This window comes from Streptomyces orinoci (assembly GCF_003121295.1).
GTDB classification, from domain to species: Bacteria; Actinomycetota; Actinomycetes; order Streptomycetales; family Streptomycetaceae; genus Streptomyces; species Streptomyces orinoci.
On sequence record NZ_PHNC01000031.1, the window covers coordinates 884104 to 900467 of the forward strand.

The following is a 16364-nucleotide window of genomic DNA, read 5'->3' on the forward strand; positions in this document are numbered from 1 at the left end:
CGGGTGGGGGTGCGGAGGGGGTTCCCGGTGGGGGCGCGGAGAGGGCACCCGGTGAGCCGGGCGGGAGTGCCGGAAGGGTTCCGGGTGAGGGCGCCGAACATTCGGGCGGGGGGTGATGGGGCGCATTGCGCCGGGTGGGGCCGGGCAGCCGTTGAGTTGTCGGCTGCGATGACCCGGTAATCCGAAGAAGAGGTATGTCATGCGTCCGATCGCTGTGATGACTCTTGGAACGGCTGCGGTTCTGGGACTTCTGGGGGGTGCGAGGGGGGCTACGCCGCCGCGTACTGCTGTGGCGGGGCGCTCCGGTGTGCGGCCCTCCGGGGCGCGGGGGTGTGCGCCTGGGGGCGCGCGGCGGGGGTGAGGGTTCTCGTCTCCGGGGCCTCCTGTGCGGTGCGGGTTGTGGGTGGTTGCTCGCGCCCACGCGGCGGAGCCGCATGTCGTAGCCGCCCCGCGCCCCTTACGGGGCGCCCGTCCCCGCGCCCCTTACAGGCTTACGGCGTGCGGACCGTGGTGGGGTGGTTTTCGCTGCGGGCTACCACCCGGGAGACCGTTGGGGACGGGCCCAGGCGGGAGGAGAGGGCCGCGATGGCGAGGGCCAGGAGGGCCAGGGCGCAGGCGGTCCAGGCGACCGCCGGGTAGCCCCAGCCGGCGCTGATGACCAGGCCGCCCAGCCAGGGGCCCAGCGTGTTGCCGATGTTGAAGGCGGCCGTGGTGGTCGCCCCCGCCAGCGTCGGGGCCGCCTCGGCCACGTTGAACATCCGGGCGTTGAGCGCGGGGGCGGTGGTGAAGGCGGTGATGCCCAGCAGGACCGCCGCGGTCACGGCGGCGGCCGGCTGGCGGGCGGTGACCGCCAGTACGGCCAGCACCATGGCGGAGGCGGCGATGCCGCCGTAGATGGTGCCCATCAGCCGGGCGTCGGCGATCCGGCCGCCCACCGTGGTGCCGATCAGCGCGCCCACCCCGAACAGCGCCAGCACCGTGGGTACCCAGCCCTCGGCCAGGCCGGAGGTCTCGGTGAGCAGCGGGGCCAGATAGGAGAAGAGGCAGAACACCGCGCCGCCGTTGAGGGCGGTGGTGGCCAGCGACAGCCAGACCTGGCGGTCGCGGTAGATGACCAGTTCGTCGCGGAGGCGGGGCGCTTGCCTGGCGGCGGCGGTGGCCGGGACCAGAGCGATCACCCCGGCCAGGCCCAGCGCCGAGAGCGCGGCCACCGCCCAGAAGGCGGCCCGCCAGCCCGCGTGCTGGCCCAGCAGCGCACCGGCCGGGACACCGGCGATATTGGCGATGGACAGTCCGCCGATCATCACCGACATGGCCCGGGCGCGGGCGGTCACCGGCACCAGTGACACCGCCACCGCGGAGCCGACCGCCCAGAACCCGGCGCAGGCCAGCGCGCTCACCACCCGGGAGGCGAAGAGCACCCAGTAGGAGGGCGCCAGCGCCCCCGCCACCTGGCCCAGACCGAAGACGGCCAGCAGCCCGACCAGCGTGGTGCGGCGCGGCAGCCGCAGGGTGGCGGCGGCCAGCACCGGTGCGCCCACCACCATCCCGATGGCGAAGGCGGAGACCAGCAGTCCGGCCCGTGGGATGGAAACTCCCATATCGCGTGCGAGTGGTTGCAGCAGCCCGGAGAGCATGAACTCCGAGGTGCCCAGGGCGAATACGGACAGGCCCAGCACATGGACGGCCACTGGCATGCGGTTCGGGTTGGACATATCCGGTGCCAGCGACAAGCGGCGCATGGTTATTCCCGTCAGCGCGTCAGGAGTTCCAGCTCACCGCGCAGATTGCGGCGGGCGGCCTGCTCCCAGCGCTCGTTGGCGAGCGGGGTGCGGAACAGCCTTGGCAGGGCGAGTAGTTGACGCAGCACCTCGGCGCGTCCGGCGCGGAAGACCTCGGGGGGTACAAAGCCGTACTCCTGGCGGACGGCGGCCGCGTAGGCCGCGTAGTCCCGGGCGCCGCCGGCCAGTACGGCCAGGTCCGCGTCGCAGAGCACCTCGCCGTTGCGGTCGCCGCGCGCCGGGTTGTGATCGATGGTCAGCCGTACCAGGCGGGCGACCTCGGCGGTCAGCCGTTCGTCCAGGCCGAGTTCGGGCAGCGCGCGCTCGGCGAGGCGGGCGCTGCGTTCCTCGTTGGTGGAGCGTTCGGGAAGGTAGACGGCGTCATGGAACCAGGCGGCCAGCCGGACGGCGGTGATGTCCTGGGCGTACTCGGCCAGTTCGTCGATCCGGTCCAGCACCGCGCGGAGGTGGTTCACGGTGTGGTAGTGGCGCTGTGGCTCGGACCAGCGGGACAGCAGCTCGTCGGCGTAGGGGTACGGGCTGGGCAGGCACTCGTCGGTGCCGCGGGCGGCGAGCACGGTACGCGCCCAGCGTTGGCGGAGGTCCTCGGCGGCGGGGTGATCGACTGTGGGAGCCATCCGGCCATTGTGGCCCGGTGGGCGTGGTTTCGGTTCGGGCTGCCGCTGTGGCACCCTGTGCTACATGTCTAGACCAATTCTTGAAGTGATCGCGCTGGGACCCGAGGACGCGGCCGCGGCGCGGGACGGCGGGGCGGACCGGCTGGAACTGGTCACGGACATGGCCGCCGACGGCCTCACCCCGGCCCGGGAGACCTTCGCGGCGGTCCGGGCCGCCGTGGACCTCCCGGTACGGGTGATGCTGCGGGCGGCGGACGGCTTCACGGCGGGCGGTGCGGCGGAGCTGGAGGCGCTGTGCGAACGGGCCCGGGAGCTGTGCGCGGAGGGCGCCGAGGAGTTCGTACTGGGTTTCCTCACCGAGGACGGCCGGGCCGATCTGGCCGCCGTCGCGGCGCTCACCGAGGCGATCGGGCCCCGCGCCCGGTGGACCTTCCACCGGGCGCTGGACCGGGCCGCCGACCGGGACGCGCTGCGCAGGCAGCTGGCCGGGGAGCCGGGCCTGGACACCTATCTGACCGCCGGGTCCGCCGCCGGGGTGGACGAGGGCCTGGCCACACTGCTGGCCGAGGCCAAGCGGGGCGAGGAGCCGGGGTACGGGCCACGGATCCTGGCCGGCGGCGGGCTGCGGCTGGAGCATGTACCGGTGCTGCGCTCCGGCGGGATCGACGCCTTTCACATCGGCGGCGCGGCCCGGCCCGCGGGCTGGGACTCGCCGGTGGACGCGGGGGCGGTACGGGCCTGGCGGGAGGCGCTGGACGCGGCGTAGGGCGCCCCGTCAGGGGCGCGGGGCCCAGGCGATATGCGGCTCCGCCGCGTGGGCGCGACCGGCCACACACGACCCGCACCTGACACACGACCGCCGGGTAAGGGCCGCTCGCCGGAGGAACGGCACCCGGCACGGTCCATGAGCCGTCGGACACCGCCTCTAGCGGGCCCGGGGCGCAGGCGGGGTGACGGCCGCTGCCGGTTGGGTGGTGGTGGCTGCGGGTTGGGCGGCGGCCGCCGTCGGCCGGGTGGTGGCCGCGGCGATCAGTACCGCCAGCGCGCCCAGCGCGGCTGCCGCCAGCGGGAACCAGCGCTCGCCGAGCAGTGCAATGGCCAGGCTGCCGGTGCCGCCGCCGGCCGCCGTGCCCAGATAGAGGGCGCTGCTGTTGATGGAGATCAGCAGCGCGGCGTTGGGCGGGTCGATGGAGGCCAGCCGGTGGGGCAGGGCCACGCTCATCGCCCAGCCCGCCACCGGGGCGATGGCGGCATAGGCCAGGGCGCCGGGCAGGCTCCGGGAGAGCCAGGGCAGGGCGGTCAGGGCGAGCGTCGTCAGGCCGCCCGCGAGGAGCAGGACGGTACGTACGCCCGCCCGGTCCACCGCCCGGCCGCCCAGCCAGCTGCCCGCCACCGAGGCCACTCCGTTGACCAGCAGGATCAGGCTGAGGCGGTCCTGGTCGCCGCCGGTGGCGGGGCGGTCGGCGGTGGCCAGATAGATATAGACCGCCTGGAAGGCCAGGAAGAAGACGAAGGTGGTGGCGGCCGCACCGGCCACCCGGCGGTCGTGCAGCGGAGCCAGGCGCTCCCGCAGTCCGGGGGCCATGGCGGGCGCGGGCAGGCCGCGCAGCAGGGCGGCCAGTCCCAGCAGGGCGGCGGCGCCCAGGGCCACCACCAGCCACATGGTCCAGCGCCAGTCGGTGCGGCCGAGGTAGGCGCCGACGGGGACGCCCAGGGCGGTGGCCACGGTCATGCCGCCCAGCACGGTGGCGATGGCGCGGCCGCGCCGCTCGGGCGGCACCAGGGTGGTGGCCACGGCGTTGGCGGTGGGGGTGTAGAGCGCGGCACCGGCGGCGGCGAGTACCCGAGTCGCCAGCAGAAAGGGGTAGTTGGGGGCGAGCGCGCTGAGCACGTTGGCCGCGGTGAACACGGCGAGCGCGGTGAGCAGGAGCCGGCGGCGGTCCCATCGCGCGGTGAGGGTGGCCAGTACGGGGGCGAGCAGGGCGTAGCCCAGGGCGAACACGGTGACCAGCTGTCCGGCGGAGGCCACCGAGACGCCGGTGTCCCGGGCGATCCGGTCCAGGATGCCGGCCATCACCATGGAGTCGGTGCCCATGGCGAAGGTGCCGAGGGCCAGCAGGAGCAGGCGGAGACGCACGAATGGTCCTTCCAGGGCAGGGTAGGTTGGACGTACGTCAAACGATCGCCGAATGTTGGATAGGTGTCAAACAGTGCCTGAGGAACGGCTGCCACAGCCGGATGTGGCGGACATCGAGCTGTCCAAGTTGCTTCAGGCACTGGGGGATCCGGTGCGGCTGCATCTGTTCCGGGTGTACGCGGAGGGTGGGGAGTACCACTGCTCGGCGGAGGGGCTGGGCGTGGACCACCTCCATAAATCGACGGTCTCGCACCATATGCGGGTGATGCGGGAGGCCGGGTTGACCACTACCCGGGTTGTCGGGCGCAATCGGTATGTCTCGCTGCGGCGTGGGGAGTTGGACGAGCGGTTCCCCGGGTTGGTGGGGGCGTTGCTGGGGGCGTTGGAGGGGTAGGGGCAGGGGGTGTTCGGGGTCGTTGCCGGGTGCGGGTTGTGGGTGGCTGGTCGCGCCCACGCGGCGGAGCCGCATGTGGTAGCCGCCCCGCGCCCCTGGGGGGCGCGCTCGGCGGCGGGGCTAGCGGAGTTGGTTGGGGAGGGGACGGGCGTGGAGGATGGTCAGGCCTGAGACGGCTCGGGTCAGGGCCACGTACAGGCGCCGCAGGCCCGTGCGTTCGTCCGGCTCGGCGGAGACGATCTCCGCGGGCTCGTCCAGCACCACATAGTCGTACTCAAGTCCCTTGGCCAGGGTGGCCGGAACCAGGGTCAGGCGGGCGTCGGCCGTGGTCTCCTCGCCGGGGGCGAGGTGCGGCAGGCCGTCCGCGGCCAGTGCGGCGGCCAGTGCCGGGATCCGCGCGTCCGCCGCGATCAGACCGACCGAACCCTCGCGGCGCAGCGCGGCACGGCAGGCGGCCACCACGGCGGCGTCCAGGCCGGCCGGATCGGCGACCGGGCGTACCGCGAAGTCGCCCGGGGACTCGCGTACCGAGGTCGCCTCGGCCAGCCCCGGCGCGATGGCGGGCAGCAGCCGCGACGCATAGGCGATCACCTCGCGCGGCACCCGGAAGCCCTGGGTGAGCTCCTCCACCGTGGCCTCCGGCTTGCCCAGATGGTGCAGGGCCGCCGCCCAGCCGGGGGTGGCCCAGGGCGTGGTGCCCTGGGCGATGTCCCCCAGCACGGTCGCCGAACCGGTGGTGCAGCGGCGGCCCACCGCGCGGTACTGCATGGGGGAGAGGTCCTGGGCCTCGTCCAGCACCACATGGCCCAGCGAGGGCGTGCGGGAGACCAGGTCCGCCGCCTCGTCCACCAGCACCGCGTCCGCCGCCGACCACTTGGCGCCCTTGACGCCGCGGGCCGGCTTCGCCCAGAGGATGGCCGCCTGCTCCTCGGCGGAGAGCACCCCGGCCGCCTGCTCGGCCAGGAACTCCGGGTCGGACAGCAGCCGCAGCACCAGCTTCGCCGGGTCCACCGGTGGCCAGACCGCCTTGACCACCGCCTTCACCGCGGGGTTACGGGCCACCGCGTCCTGCACCCGGTCGTCCGGCGCCTCGCCCACCTGCTCCATGCGCACCAGCACCGCATGGGCGATCCGCTGCGGCAGGGCCTCCCGGGCCGCGCCATAGCGGATGTCGCGGTCCAGCAACTCCCGGACGATCTCCTCCAGTTCGTACGCCGGAACCCGCCAGCGGCGCGAGCCGCGCACCACCACCAGCGGCTCCACCGGCATGGTGACGCCGGAGCGGACCGCCCGCCGCAGCACCTCCGCCATCCGGGCATCGCCCTTGATCAGGGCCGCCTCGGGGGTGTCGGTGCCGCGTACCTCCACATGCGCCACCAGGTCGTCCACCGTGGCCTGGGCCACGTTCAACTCGCCCAGCGCGGGCAGCACTTGCTCGATGTAGTGCAGAAAGGAGCGGTTGGGGCCGATCACCAGGGTGCCGGTACGGGCCAGCCGCTCGCGGTGCGCGTACAGCAGATAGGCCACCCGGTGCAGGCCCACGGCGGTCTTTCCGGTGCCCGGGGCGCCCTGGACGCAGACCGTGCCGCCGATCCCGGCACGGACGATCTCGTCCTGCTCCGGCTGGATGGTGGCCACAATGTCCCGCATGGGGCCCACCCGCGGCCGCTCGATCTCGCTCTGCAGCAGCTTGCCGGCGGTGTCGCCGGTGGAGGCGTCGGTGAGGTCCTCGTCCTCATAGGCCGTCAACTCGCCGCCGGTGTAGCCGAAGCGGCGCCGCATCCGGACGTCCATCGGGTCTTTCTTGGAGGCCCGGTAGAACGGCTGGGAGACCGGGGCGCGCCAGTCGATGACCATGGGGTCGCCCTCGGCGTCATGCACATGCCGCCGCCCGATGTAGAAACGCCCACCCGTCGCCCGGCCACCGCCCCTGATGGAGGCGCTTCGCGCCGCCCCGTTTGATGCCGCCCCCTCCGCCTGTTCGGCCCCCGGTGCGTGGAGATAGTCCAGCCGTCCGAAGAACAGCGGGGTGTCCGCCAGGTCGGCCAGCGCGGTGATGCGCTCGTCGATCTGCCGTTGCAGCACCTGGGCGTTGACCCAGTTGGCGGCGACATCCTTGATGTCCAGCGCCGCCACATCGGCGCGCATGGCGCTCAACGCGGCCCGGGAGGAGGCCAGATGGGCCCGTTCCCGGGCGAGCGGGTCGGTGGCGGAGCGGTCTGCGGTCGGTTCCGGGGCGTGCGGGGGCACGGTGTCGCCTCCAGGGGTGCGGGACGATACGGGTACCGGCCGGTTTCCGTCCGGGCGGCGGCGCTCCCGGCGGCGGGCACGGGAGGCGGGCAGACGCGCGATCCTAGCGGTGGAGCCGGGGGCGCGCGAGCGAATTACCGCGCGCCCGGAGGAGGCGGATTACCGCGCGCCCCGAGGGGCTCTCAGGGTCGTGGTCCATCTCCCGTAGGGGATGCGGTGATGCTTCAGTCGTACGACGGGGCCCCGCGAGTTACACCGGCAGGCCGATGCCCGGGGCAGCCGCGGCCGTCACCATGGAGACATGACCACCGCAGCCATCACCCCGGACGTCCAGGCCGCCGAGCAGAACGGCGCCATCCACCCGCTGGGCCACGCCCTGCGCGCCATAAAGGCGTTCGCGAGCGCGGCCGTGGATGTGGTGCTGCTGGGGCAGCACGCGACCGAACTGCACGTCAAGCGCTGACCGTTGCAGGGCGCGGGCATAAGCGCGGGCGCCGGGGGCCGTCAGACGTCCTCGTCGGCCGCCAGCAGTTCATGGGCGTCCACGATCCGGTAGGCATAGCCCTGCTCGGCCAGGAAGCGCTGGCGGTGCGCGGCGAAGTCCTGGTCGATGGTGTCCCGGGCGACCACCGAGTAGAAGCGCGCCTCATGCCCGTCCGCCTTGGGACGCAGCACCCGGCCCAGCCGCTGCGCCTCCTCCTGGCGGGAGCCGAAGGTGCCGGAGACCTGGATGGCGACCGTCGCCTCGGGCAGGTCGATGGAGAAGTTGGCCACCTTGGACACCACCAGCACCGAGATCTCGCCCGCCCGGAAGGCGTCGAAGAGCTTCTCGCGCTGGGCGTTGGTGGTCTCGCCCTTGATCACCGGAGCGCCCAAGTGCTCGCCCAGCTCGTCGAGTTGGTCGATGTACTGCCCGATCACCAGGGTCTGCTGCCCCCGGTGGCGGCGTACCAGCGCCTCGGTGACCTTGCGCTTGCTGTCGGTGGTGGCGCAGTAGCGGTACTTCTCCTCGGCCTCGGCGGTGGCATACGCCAGCCGCTCGCCGTCGGTGAGGCTGACCCGTACCTCCACACAGTCGGCGGGGGCGATATAGCCCTGGGCCTCGATCTCCTTCCAGGGCGCGTCAAAGCGCTTGGGCCCGATCAGGGAGAAGACATCCGACTCCCGGCCGTCCTCCCGCACCAGGGTGGCGGTCAGGCCCAGCCGGCGGCGGGCCTGGAGATCGGCGGTGAACTTGAAGACCGGCGCGGGCAGCAGATGCACCTCGTCATAGACCACCAGGCCCCAGTCCCGGGAGTCGAAGAGCTCCAGATGCGGGTAGATGCCCTTCCGCTTGGTGGTCAGCACCTGGTAGGTGGCGATGGTGACCGGGCGGATCTCCTTGCGGGCGCCGCTGTACTCGCCGATCTCGCTCTCGGTGAGCGAGGTCCGCTTGATCAGCTCATGCTTCCACTGCCGGGCGGAGACGGTGTTGGTCACCAGGATCAGCGTGGTGGCCTTGGCCTCGGCCATGGCGCCCGCGCCCACCAGCGTCTTGCCCGCGCCACAGGGCAGCACCACCACTCCGGAGCCGCCGTGCCAGAAGCCGTCCACGGCCTGCCGCTGGTAGGGGCGCAGCGCCCAGCCGTCCTCGCGCAGCTCGATGGGGTGCGCCTCGCCGTCCACATACCCGGCCAGGTCCTCGGCCGGCCAGCCCAGCTTGAGCAGCATCTGCTTGATCTGGCCGCGCTCGGAGGGGTGCACGGCGACGGTGTCGTCGTCGATCCGGGCGCCGACCAGAGGCTGGATCCGCTTGGAGCGCAGCACCTCCTCCAGCACCGGCCGGTCACTGCTCTCCAGCACCAGGCCGTGGGTGGGGTGCTTGAGCAGCCGCAGCCGGCCATAGCGGTCCATGGTCTCGGCGATGTCCACCAGCAGCGCGTGCGGCACCGGGTAGCGGGAGTGGGTGACCAGGGCGTCCACCACCTGCTCCGCGTCATGCCCGGCGGCCCGGGCGTTCCACAGGCCCAGCGGGGTGATCCGGTAGGTGTGGATGTGCTCGGGCGCCCGCTCCAGCTCCGCGAAGGGGGCGATGGCGCGACGGCAGGCGTCGGCCTGCTCATGGTCGACTTCCAGCAGGAGCGTCTTGTCCGACTGGACGATGAGGGAACCGTTCACGCCCGCCCTTTCGCTGTCCGGGTGCCCGATCGGCTGCTGCGGGGGCCGATCGCCAAACTCCCAGTGTCGCCCATCGGGCCCGGTTGTGGAGCGGGTGTGACTATTCGCTCTCGCACACCGCGAAGGCGGTGACGCTCACGGTCTCCCTGCCGCTGCCGTGATAGCCGATGGCGGCGGTCCAGCCCTTGCCGTCCTCGGTGGGGCGGCTGTAGAGGGGGGTGAACTCCTTGCCGTGGCTGCCTTCGAAGCCGCCGCCGGTGAGGTGGGTCTTGTCCGGGCAGTAGACGGTGGCGGAGGCGGAGGTCTCGCCGGCCCGGGAGCTGCCGGCGGTGTGCTTGACGATCACCGCGTGCTCGGGGGTCTCGGCGGTGGCGGGGCTCTCGGCAGTGGCGGGGGCGATCCCCGCGGCGAGGGCGGCGAGGGTGAGGGCGGCCAGGGCGGCCCTGTTGATCTTCGGCATGTCGTGGTCAACGGGGGGTGGGCCGGGGAGGTCACGCGGCGGGGGCAGGAGGCAAGGGCACTTGACCGGGGCCCGCCCCGGGGGCCACTGGCCGTGGCGGAGGGCGTGGGCCTTCATCCGCTTCGACAGCGTCCGCCGTGGGTGTGCGGCTGCGGCCTGCGCTCGGCCGTGTTCGTGGGCGGGCCCGTACCTGAGCGGTGTGCTCATGACTGCGCCTGTGCGTGGGCGCCACCGTGGCCGTGCGCGTAGGCGTCGGCGGTGGCCTCGGCCCGTGTGGGCCGTGGCGCGGCAGTAGGCGTGGTCAGGAGGCCGTTTCGTCGGCCAGTTCTGCGACGCCTGTGATGCGGTGCAGGGGGTAGGTCCGTACCTCGTCGGCCGTGTGGTCGTAGGCGGTGACAAAGCCGCCCTCGACCTTGACCGGGGCGATGACCCGCTGGCTGGCGGCGCCGTCGGCGTTGACGTAGCCGATCCACAGGGTGGTGCCGGTGAGGACGGCGGCCTGCATGGTGGCCAGGGTCTCGGCGGAGCCGGTGCGGGGCAGGCCGCCGGTGGTGGCCGTGGAGGCGGGCTTGCGTTCGGCGGTGGCGGCGCGGTCGCCGGCCCGGATGGCGCGGACCGCGGCGTCCAGCAGGGTGGCGTCGGGGGCGGGCGGGCCCTCCTGGACCGGGACCGGGGCGGAGCGCGGCGGGGTGCGGTGGGCGTCGGGGCGGGTGATCAGCACATTGCCCTCGGCGGACTCGGCGGCCGGGGCGTAGCCCATGGCGCGCAGCCCGGTCAGCAGTTCCTCCGGTCCCGCCTGGGCGGCCAGCACGGTGGGGGCCAGCCGGCGCAGCCGCAGCGGGGCCGAGCGGCGGTCGGCGAGCAGCTCGTTGAGCAGGGCCTCGTCATCGCAGCGCAGATAGGAGGCGGCGGCGCCGACCCGCAGGGTGCCATGGCGGCGGGCCACATCCTCGATGAGGTAACTGAGTGGCTGGGGGACGGGGGTGCGGGAGTGCTCGGTGAGGAAGGCGAGGAGTTCCGCCGCGGTGCGGCCGGCGTCCAGGGCGCGGCGTACCGAGTCGGGGGAGAAGCGGTAGACGGTGGCGCCGCCCTTGGACTCGATATCGGCGAGCACGCCCAGCGTCTGGGCGAGCGGCCGGTGCAGCGGGCCGGGGGCGACGGCGGTGAGGTCGGCCTGGAGCAGGACATGGTCCAGGGGCTCGGGCAGCAGCGGGGCCAGCGCGGGGGCCGGGTCGTCGCCCGCCAGCAGGGCGCGGCCGGGGGAGGCCAGGGCGCCGCGGCCGGTGACGCCCAGGAGTTCGGCCTCGGCCAGGGCCTGGCGGGCCAGCCGGGCGCGCGACTCCTGGCCGGCCGGGTGCTCCCAGGCGAGCCTGGCCAGGACGGCCTCCGCGGGGACCGCGGCGCCGGGCGCCAGCGAGGCGAGCAGGCCCAGGACGCGGCGGCGGACCTCGGGGGCCGCGGTGCGGTCCAGGCCGGGGCCGAGGGCGGCGAGGGTACGGCCCTTGGCGTCCTTGCCGCCGGCCAGCCCGGGGGTGCGGGTGGTGGCCAGCCAGGCGGTGGCCAGGTGGGCCCAGCGCCGCTCGGGCGGCAGCTGGAGCCAGTCGTCATAGGCGGGGGTGGGGGCGTAGCGCTCGTCCACCTCGCCGTCGGAGGCCAACAGGCCCGCCGCATGGGCCAGTTCGGCCCAGAAGGCGGCGGTCTGCTCGGCGCAGTCCAGGACGGTGGCGGTGCGCTTGAGGTCACGTACGCTCAGGCCGCCCGCGCGCAGTACCAGGGGGCCGGTGGTCTCCCAGTCGCTGAGCAGCTCCTCCACGGTGGACAGGGCGGTGAGCGCCTCCCCGGCGGCGGTGGCGTCCACGGTGGCCGGGGAGCGCTCGGTGACCGGTGCCAAGACCGGGGGCACCGGCTCGGGGTGGCGGTGGGCCCGGCCGGCGCGCAGATGCATGGCGACCTCGCGGGGGAGGACCACGGCGCCGGGTGCGGTCGGCAGGAGCAGGCCGCGGTCCAGCAGCCAGCGCAGATGGGGGGCGGGGTCGGCGGTGACGGTGCCATAGGGCGGGCCCCAGAGCAGCCGGTCCAGGACCTGGCGGGCCTCGGCGGGGGCGGTCCGGAGCAGGGCGGCCAGCCGGGCCCTGTCCTCGAACAGTTCGGTCAGTGCGGTGACGGCCGTCACCGGGTCATGGGTGGCGGGCAGCCCGGCCGCCGCCAGCAGTTGCTGCAAGCGCCCCGGGGACATTCCGGCGGTGGCCTCGGCCACGGTAGGGCCCAGGCCGGTGGGCGAAGGCCGGGCGGGGGTGGGGGCGAGCAGGTCGCGGACGGTGCGTACCAGGCGCAGCCGGTCCTCCGGGCCCCAGAGCAGGGCCTGTTGGCGCAAGGTGGCCACAGCGCGCGGGAGGCTGTCCGTGATGCGGGGATCGTCCGGTTCGTCGCCGGTCAGCAGGGCGGCCAGGGTGTCGTACGGGCAGGGGTCCGGGGCCACCGCCAGGGCCTCCGCGGTTTGCAGCGCGAAACGGTCCAGGCGGTCCAGGGCGCGGGCCACCGAGGCGCGGGTGGCGGCCCGGGTGGCCAGCTGGGTGAGGTCGCCGGGCACCGGGCTGAGCAGGTCGGGACGGGCCCGCAGGAGCGCGGCCAGCGCCTGGTCGGGGCGGGCGCGCAGCTCCTCGGCGAGCGTGCGGGGGGCTGCGCCGGTCCGGTCGGTCTCCCGCGACATGGTCATTCTGTTAACGGTACCGGGTCGGTGCCGGACGGTCAGGGGCTGCGCCGGGCCGGTGGTCGTCCCCCGGTTCCAGGGACGGGGAGATCCGGAGCCGGTACCGTCGGGATGACGGCTGCCTGGTAGGGGGAACTTGGGGGATTTGGTGGGGATCGAGAGCGATCAGCTGGTCTTCGACTACCTGAGCCGGGTCGGCGACCTCGCTCAGCGCACCTCGCTGACCTCCGGAGAAAGGATGCGGCTGGTCTCCCGGCTGCGTACCGAGATCGAACGGCAACGGGCGGCGGAGGGTGCGGAGAGTCCGGCCGCGGTGCAGCGCATCCTGGACGGCCTGGGTACGCCCTCGGAGGCGGTGGCCGGGGCGGGCGGCGGCCCGGCGGAGCCGGCCCAGGAGCCCCGCCGGGTGCCGGCCCAGCGGCGCGGCGGCCAGGGAGTGTGGTTTCCCGACGCGGGGGCGCCGCCGCATCTGGCCACCGAGGAGGAGCTGGGCGGTGGGCCCCGGGAGGCGGACGAGTGGTGGCGGGTGGAGGCCACTCAGGCGGGGCCGGGCGACCGGGTGCATGGCTTTGTCGGCGGGATCGAGATCCCCGACATGCTCCGGCCGCCCCGGAGGTCGCCGGAGGCGGGCGCGGGCGTGGACGCCGCCGAGGCCGCCGATGCCGCCGCCGGGGAGCCGGTGGAGCGGCTGGAGCCGGACGAGGGTACGGAGCCGCTGCCCCCGGCCCGCTTCGGGCTGCTGCGCTCTGCCGACGGGGCGCCGCTCAGTCCGGTGCTGCTGCTGGTGTCCCTGCTGCTGGTGACGGGGGCGGTGCTGGGCAACTGGCTGGTGTGCGGGGCGGGGTGGGCGTTGGCCTATGTGACCCGCCGCCTGACGGAGAACGAGTCCAAGGGCGCGGTCCTGGTGGTACCGGGGGTGGTGGCCGGGGGCGGGGTGCTGTGGCTGTGGGGCCGTAGCGGGGGCCACTGGGGGGCACCGATACCGCACGGTCAGCTGGGGCCCGCGCTGGCGGAGACATGGCCGGTGGTGTTGCGGGTGGCTGCGGTGGCTTCGGCGCTCTTCGTCCTCTGGCGCGCGCGCAAAATCGGCTGACCTCTGGGTTTCCGGGTGCGCCCTGTCAGGGGCGCGGGGAACTGCGCGCTCAGCCACGACGGGCCTGCGGCCGACAGCGCGCGCTAAGCGGCACCCTCGCGGAGTGCGGTGCCGGTGCAACGGCCCCACGCCTGGCGGTTGCGTTTCAGGTGCAGGCCCGCCTGTGGCTGGTCGCGCAGTTCCCCGCGCCCCCGGCGGGGCGTGCCCGCGTATTTCGGCGTGCGGGCCGTCGTGGGCTGGTCGCGCAGTTCCCCGCGCCCCTGAGGGGGGCGTCCCCAAGCATTCCGTGTGCGGGCCGTCGTGGGCCGGGCGCGCAGTTCCCCGCGCCCCCAAGGGGGCGCACCCGGCAGCGCACAATGAGCGGCATGAGCCTCGCACCGTTCACCGTCGGCTTCGACCTCGACCTCACCCTGGTGGACAGCCGCCCCGGCATCCGCGCCGCGTACACCGCGCTGGCCGCCGCCACCGGCACCGTCATCGACGTGGACCTGGTGGTCAGCCGGATCGGGCCGCCGCTGGAGCAGGAGCTGCGCAACTGGTTCCCCGAGGAGCAAGTGGCGGAGGTCGGCGCGCGCTATATCGCCGAGTACCACCGGCACGGCATCACCGCCTCGCCCGCCATGCCCGGCGCCCGGGAGGCCGTGGCCGCCGTACGCGAGCTGGGCGGGCGGGTGGTCGTGGTCACCGCCAAGCACCCCCGCAACGCCCGCCTGCACCTGGACCACCTGGGCATCGAGCCGGACACCGTGGAGGGCCTGCTGTGGGCCGAGGCCAAGGCGGAGGCGCTGCGGCGGCACGGAGCCGGGGTCTACGTCGGCGACCACATCGGCGACGTACGCGGCGCCCGTACCGCCGGTGCCCTGTCCGTGGCCGTGACCACCGGCCCCTGCGGCGCCGAGGAGCTCAGGGCGGCGGGAGCGGACGTCCTGCTGGACGACCTCACCCACTTCCCCGGCTGGCTGCGCGGCTACCGCGAGGCGGCCTGACGCGCCCGGCGCCGCTGCTCGGACACCGAGCGCAGCACCCCGGCCGCCGCGATCACAAAGCCGACCGCCATCAGCATGCAGATGAAGTACGCGGCCGAGGGCAGCGGATGGGCACCGAGGAACAGCGGGGCCACGGTGGCCAGCGTGGCCACCGCGCCCACCAGGAAGACAATGGCGCCGGTACGTACAAGCAGGTCCCCGGGCCGGGGCGTTTCATCACTCACCCCAGCAGGGTAGTTCCCCAGCCGTCGGACGATCCCGAGGACGTCTTGTCACCGGGCCCGGGACCATTAGCCTTGGGGGGTAGCGGGTCTGGCGACCCGCTGAAGTGTTATTACCGGCGATCCCAACGAGTACGAGGACGAGGACAGACGTGCCTACCGGCAAGGTCAAGTGGTTCAACAGCGAGAAGGGCTTCGGCTTTCTCTCCCGCGACGACGGCGGAGACGTCTTCGTGCACTCCTCGGTGCTCCCGGACGGGGTCGACTCCCTCAAGCCCGGACAGCGCGTGGAGTTCGGTGTGGTCGCCGGTCAGCGTGGTGACCAGGCGTTGTCGGTGATCCTGCTCGACCCGACGCCCTCGGTCGCGGCCGCCCAGCGCCGTAAGCCCGATGAGCTGGCCTCCATTGTGCAGGACCTCACCACGCTGCTGGAGAACGTCACCCAGCAGCTGGAGCGGGGCCGCTACCCCGACAAGGCCCATGGCGCCAAGATCGCGGGCATGCTGCGCGCGGTGGCCGACCAGCTGGACGTCTGAGCGAAGGCCCGGCAAGAAGCGGGGCCCAGCTCAGGGAAGCCCAGGTCAAGGGAAGCCCAGGCTCAGGGGAACCTGAGCGCGTCCGGGCCGAGGGGCGGCACCAGCCCCTCGGCCGCGGCGCGGGTCAGCAGCCCGCGTACCGCCGCGTAGCCGGCCTCGCCCAGGCCCGCGGTGAACTCGGTGACATACAGCCCGATGTGCTGGTCGGCGACGGCCGGGTCCAGCTCCTGGGCGTGCCGGAGCACATACGGACGGCTGGCCTCCGGGTCGTCCCAGGCCATCCGCACCGAGGCACGGGCCGCCTCGGCCAGCCGGTGCAGCATCGGCGCGCCCAGCGAGCGCTTGGCGATGATCGCGCCCAGCGGGATGGGCAGCCCGGTGGTCTTCTCCCAGTGGTCGCCCATATCGGCCAGCTTGTGCAGGCCATAGTCCCGGTAGGTGAAGCGGGCCTCGTGGATGACCAGTCCGGCGTCCACCTTGCCGTCCCGTACCGCCGGCATGATCTCGTGGAACGGCAGCACCACCACCTGCCCGACCCCGCCCGGCACCTCGGCCGCCGCCCACAGCCGGAACAGCAGATAGGCGGTGGACCGCTCACTGGGCACCGCCACCGTCTTCCCGGCCAGTGCCGCCGCCTCGCCCGGTTCCCGGGTCAGCACCAGCGGCCCGCAGCCCCGGCCCAGCGCGCCGCCGCTGGGCAGCAGCGCATACTCGTCCAGCACCCAGGGCAGCACTGCGTAGGACACCTTGAGGACGTCCAGCTCGCCGCGCTCGGCCATGCCGTTGGTGATGTCGATGTCCGCGAGGGTGACATCCAGTTCCGGCGCCCCGGGCACCCGGCCATGCGCCCAGGCGTCGAAGACAAAGGTGTCATTGGGGCAGGGCGAGTAGGCGATCCGGATGCGCTCGCTCATGCGCTTGGCTCCTCTTCCTTGGCTTCCTCGCCGGAGGTGCCCGCTTCGGCGAACGCGGCCCCCTCGGCTTCTTCCGGGGACGCGGCT

Annotated in this window: 15 protein-coding genes; 6 read left to right on the top strand and 9 right to left on the bottom strand. The window is 73.9% G+C overall.

The annotated features are described in order from the left end of the window. Positions 1–491: 491 nt before the first annotated feature. Positions 492–1697: a Cmx/CmrA family chloramphenicol efflux MFS transporter gene (locus CV755_RS26405; RefSeq protein WP_109283529.1), complete on the bottom strand. Its 1206-nt coding sequence runs from the start codon at positions 1695–1697 to the stop codon at positions 492–494. Positions 1698–1753: 56 nt separating this feature from the next. Continuing rightward, complete coding sequence (locus tag CV755_RS26410) at positions 1754–2419, bottom strand: HD domain-containing protein (protein WP_109282760.1); 666 nt, start codon at positions 2417–2419, stop codon at positions 1754–1756. Positions 2420–2483: 64 nt separating this feature from the next. Between CV755_RS26410 and CV755_RS26415 the strand changes: the two genes are divergently transcribed. Further along, positions 2484–3185: a copper homeostasis protein CutC gene (locus CV755_RS26415; RefSeq protein ID WP_109282761.1), complete on the top strand. Its 702-nt coding sequence runs from the start codon at positions 2484–2486 to the stop codon at positions 3183–3185. A gap of 159 nt (positions 3186–3344) precedes the next feature. On the opposite strand, the gene CV755_RS26420 is transcribed toward CV755_RS26415, so the two are convergent. Beyond that, positions 3345–4556, bottom strand: coding sequence for an MFS transporter (locus CV755_RS26420; RefSeq protein ID WP_109282762.1), 1212 nt, complete (start codon positions 4554–4556; stop codon positions 3345–3347). A 73-nt stretch (positions 4557–4629) separates the two neighbouring features. On the opposite strand from CV755_RS26420, the gene CV755_RS26425 reads away from it, so the two are divergent. Next, positions 4630–4950 (top strand): ArsR/SmtB family transcription factor, encoded by a 321-nt coding sequence (locus CV755_RS26425; RefSeq protein ID WP_241561399.1) that lies wholly within the window; start codon positions 4630–4632, stop codon positions 4948–4950. A gap of 120 nt (positions 4951–5070) precedes the next feature. Here the strand turns inward: CV755_RS26425 and CV755_RS26430 are convergent, their stop codons facing one another. After that, positions 5071–7200 carry a HelD family protein gene (locus tag CV755_RS26430; RefSeq protein WP_109282764.1) on the bottom strand — a complete coding sequence of 710 codons (2130 nt, stop codon included), beginning with the start codon at positions 7198–7200 and terminating at the stop codon, positions 5071–5073. Between the two features lie 301 nt (positions 7201–7501). Between CV755_RS26430 and CV755_RS35235 the strand changes: the two genes are divergently transcribed. Further along, positions 7502–7663 carry a hypothetical protein gene (locus CV755_RS35235; RefSeq protein ID WP_164503321.1) on the top strand — a complete coding sequence of 54 codons (162 nt, stop codon included), beginning with the start codon at positions 7502–7504 and terminating at the stop codon, positions 7661–7663. Between the two features lie 41 nt (positions 7664–7704). On the opposite strand, the gene CV755_RS26435 is transcribed toward CV755_RS35235, so the two are convergent. The 3 genes from CV755_RS26435 to CV755_RS26445 all read right to left on the bottom strand — a co-directional run bounded on the left by CV755_RS26435 (position 7705) and on the right by CV755_RS26445 (position 12527). After that, entirely contained in the window at positions 7705–9357 is a 1653-nt protein-coding gene (locus tag CV755_RS26435; RefSeq protein WP_109282765.1) for a DNA repair helicase XPB, read from the bottom strand. Between the two features lie 100 nt (positions 9358–9457). Continuing rightward, positions 9458–9817, bottom strand: coding sequence for a hypothetical protein (locus tag CV755_RS26440; RefSeq protein ID WP_109282766.1), 360 nt, complete (start codon positions 9815–9817; stop codon positions 9458–9460). Between the two features lie 301 nt (positions 9818–10118). Continuing rightward, positions 10119–12527, bottom strand: coding sequence for a helicase-associated domain-containing protein (locus CV755_RS26445; protein ID WP_422070606.1), 2409 nt, complete (start codon positions 12525–12527; stop codon positions 10119–10121). A gap of 148 nt (positions 12528–12675) precedes the next feature. Here CV755_RS26445 and CV755_RS26450 point away from each other — a divergent pair, with 148 nt between their 5' ends. Both CV755_RS26450 and CV755_RS26455 read left to right on the top strand, forming a co-directional pair. Then, positions 12676–13620, top strand: a complete 945-nt coding sequence (locus CV755_RS26450) for a hypothetical protein (protein ID WP_109283530.1) — start codon at positions 12676–12678, stop codon at positions 13618–13620. Positions 13621–13985: 365 nt separating this feature from the next. Next, a complete protein-coding gene (locus tag CV755_RS26455) occupies positions 13986–14606 on the top strand; it encodes an HAD family hydrolase (RefSeq protein WP_109282768.1) in 621 nt (206 codons plus the stop codon). Here CV755_RS26455 and CV755_RS26460 read toward each other — a convergent pair. Next, the gene (locus CV755_RS26460) at positions 14588–14830 is read right to left on the bottom strand and encodes a hypothetical protein (protein WP_109282769.1); all 243 of its coding nucleotides are present in this window, start codon (positions 14828–14830) and stop codon (positions 14588–14590) included. The genes CV755_RS26455 and CV755_RS26460 overlap by 19 nt on opposite strands. Before the next feature lie 149 nt (positions 14831–14979). On the opposite strand from CV755_RS26460, the gene CV755_RS36805 reads away from it, so the two are divergent. Continuing rightward, positions 14980–15363: a cold-shock protein gene (locus CV755_RS36805; protein ID WP_109282770.1), complete on the top strand. Its 384-nt coding sequence runs from the start codon at positions 14980–14982 to the stop codon at positions 15361–15363. Positions 15364–15425: 62 nt separating this feature from the next. Here CV755_RS36805 and CV755_RS26470 read toward each other — a convergent pair whose 3' ends face one another. Beyond that, positions 15426–16277 (bottom strand): 1,4-dihydroxy-6-naphtoate synthase, encoded by an 852-nt coding sequence (locus CV755_RS26470; protein WP_193553483.1) that lies wholly within the window; start codon positions 16275–16277, stop codon positions 15426–15428. Positions 16278–16364: the final 87 nt, after the last annotated feature.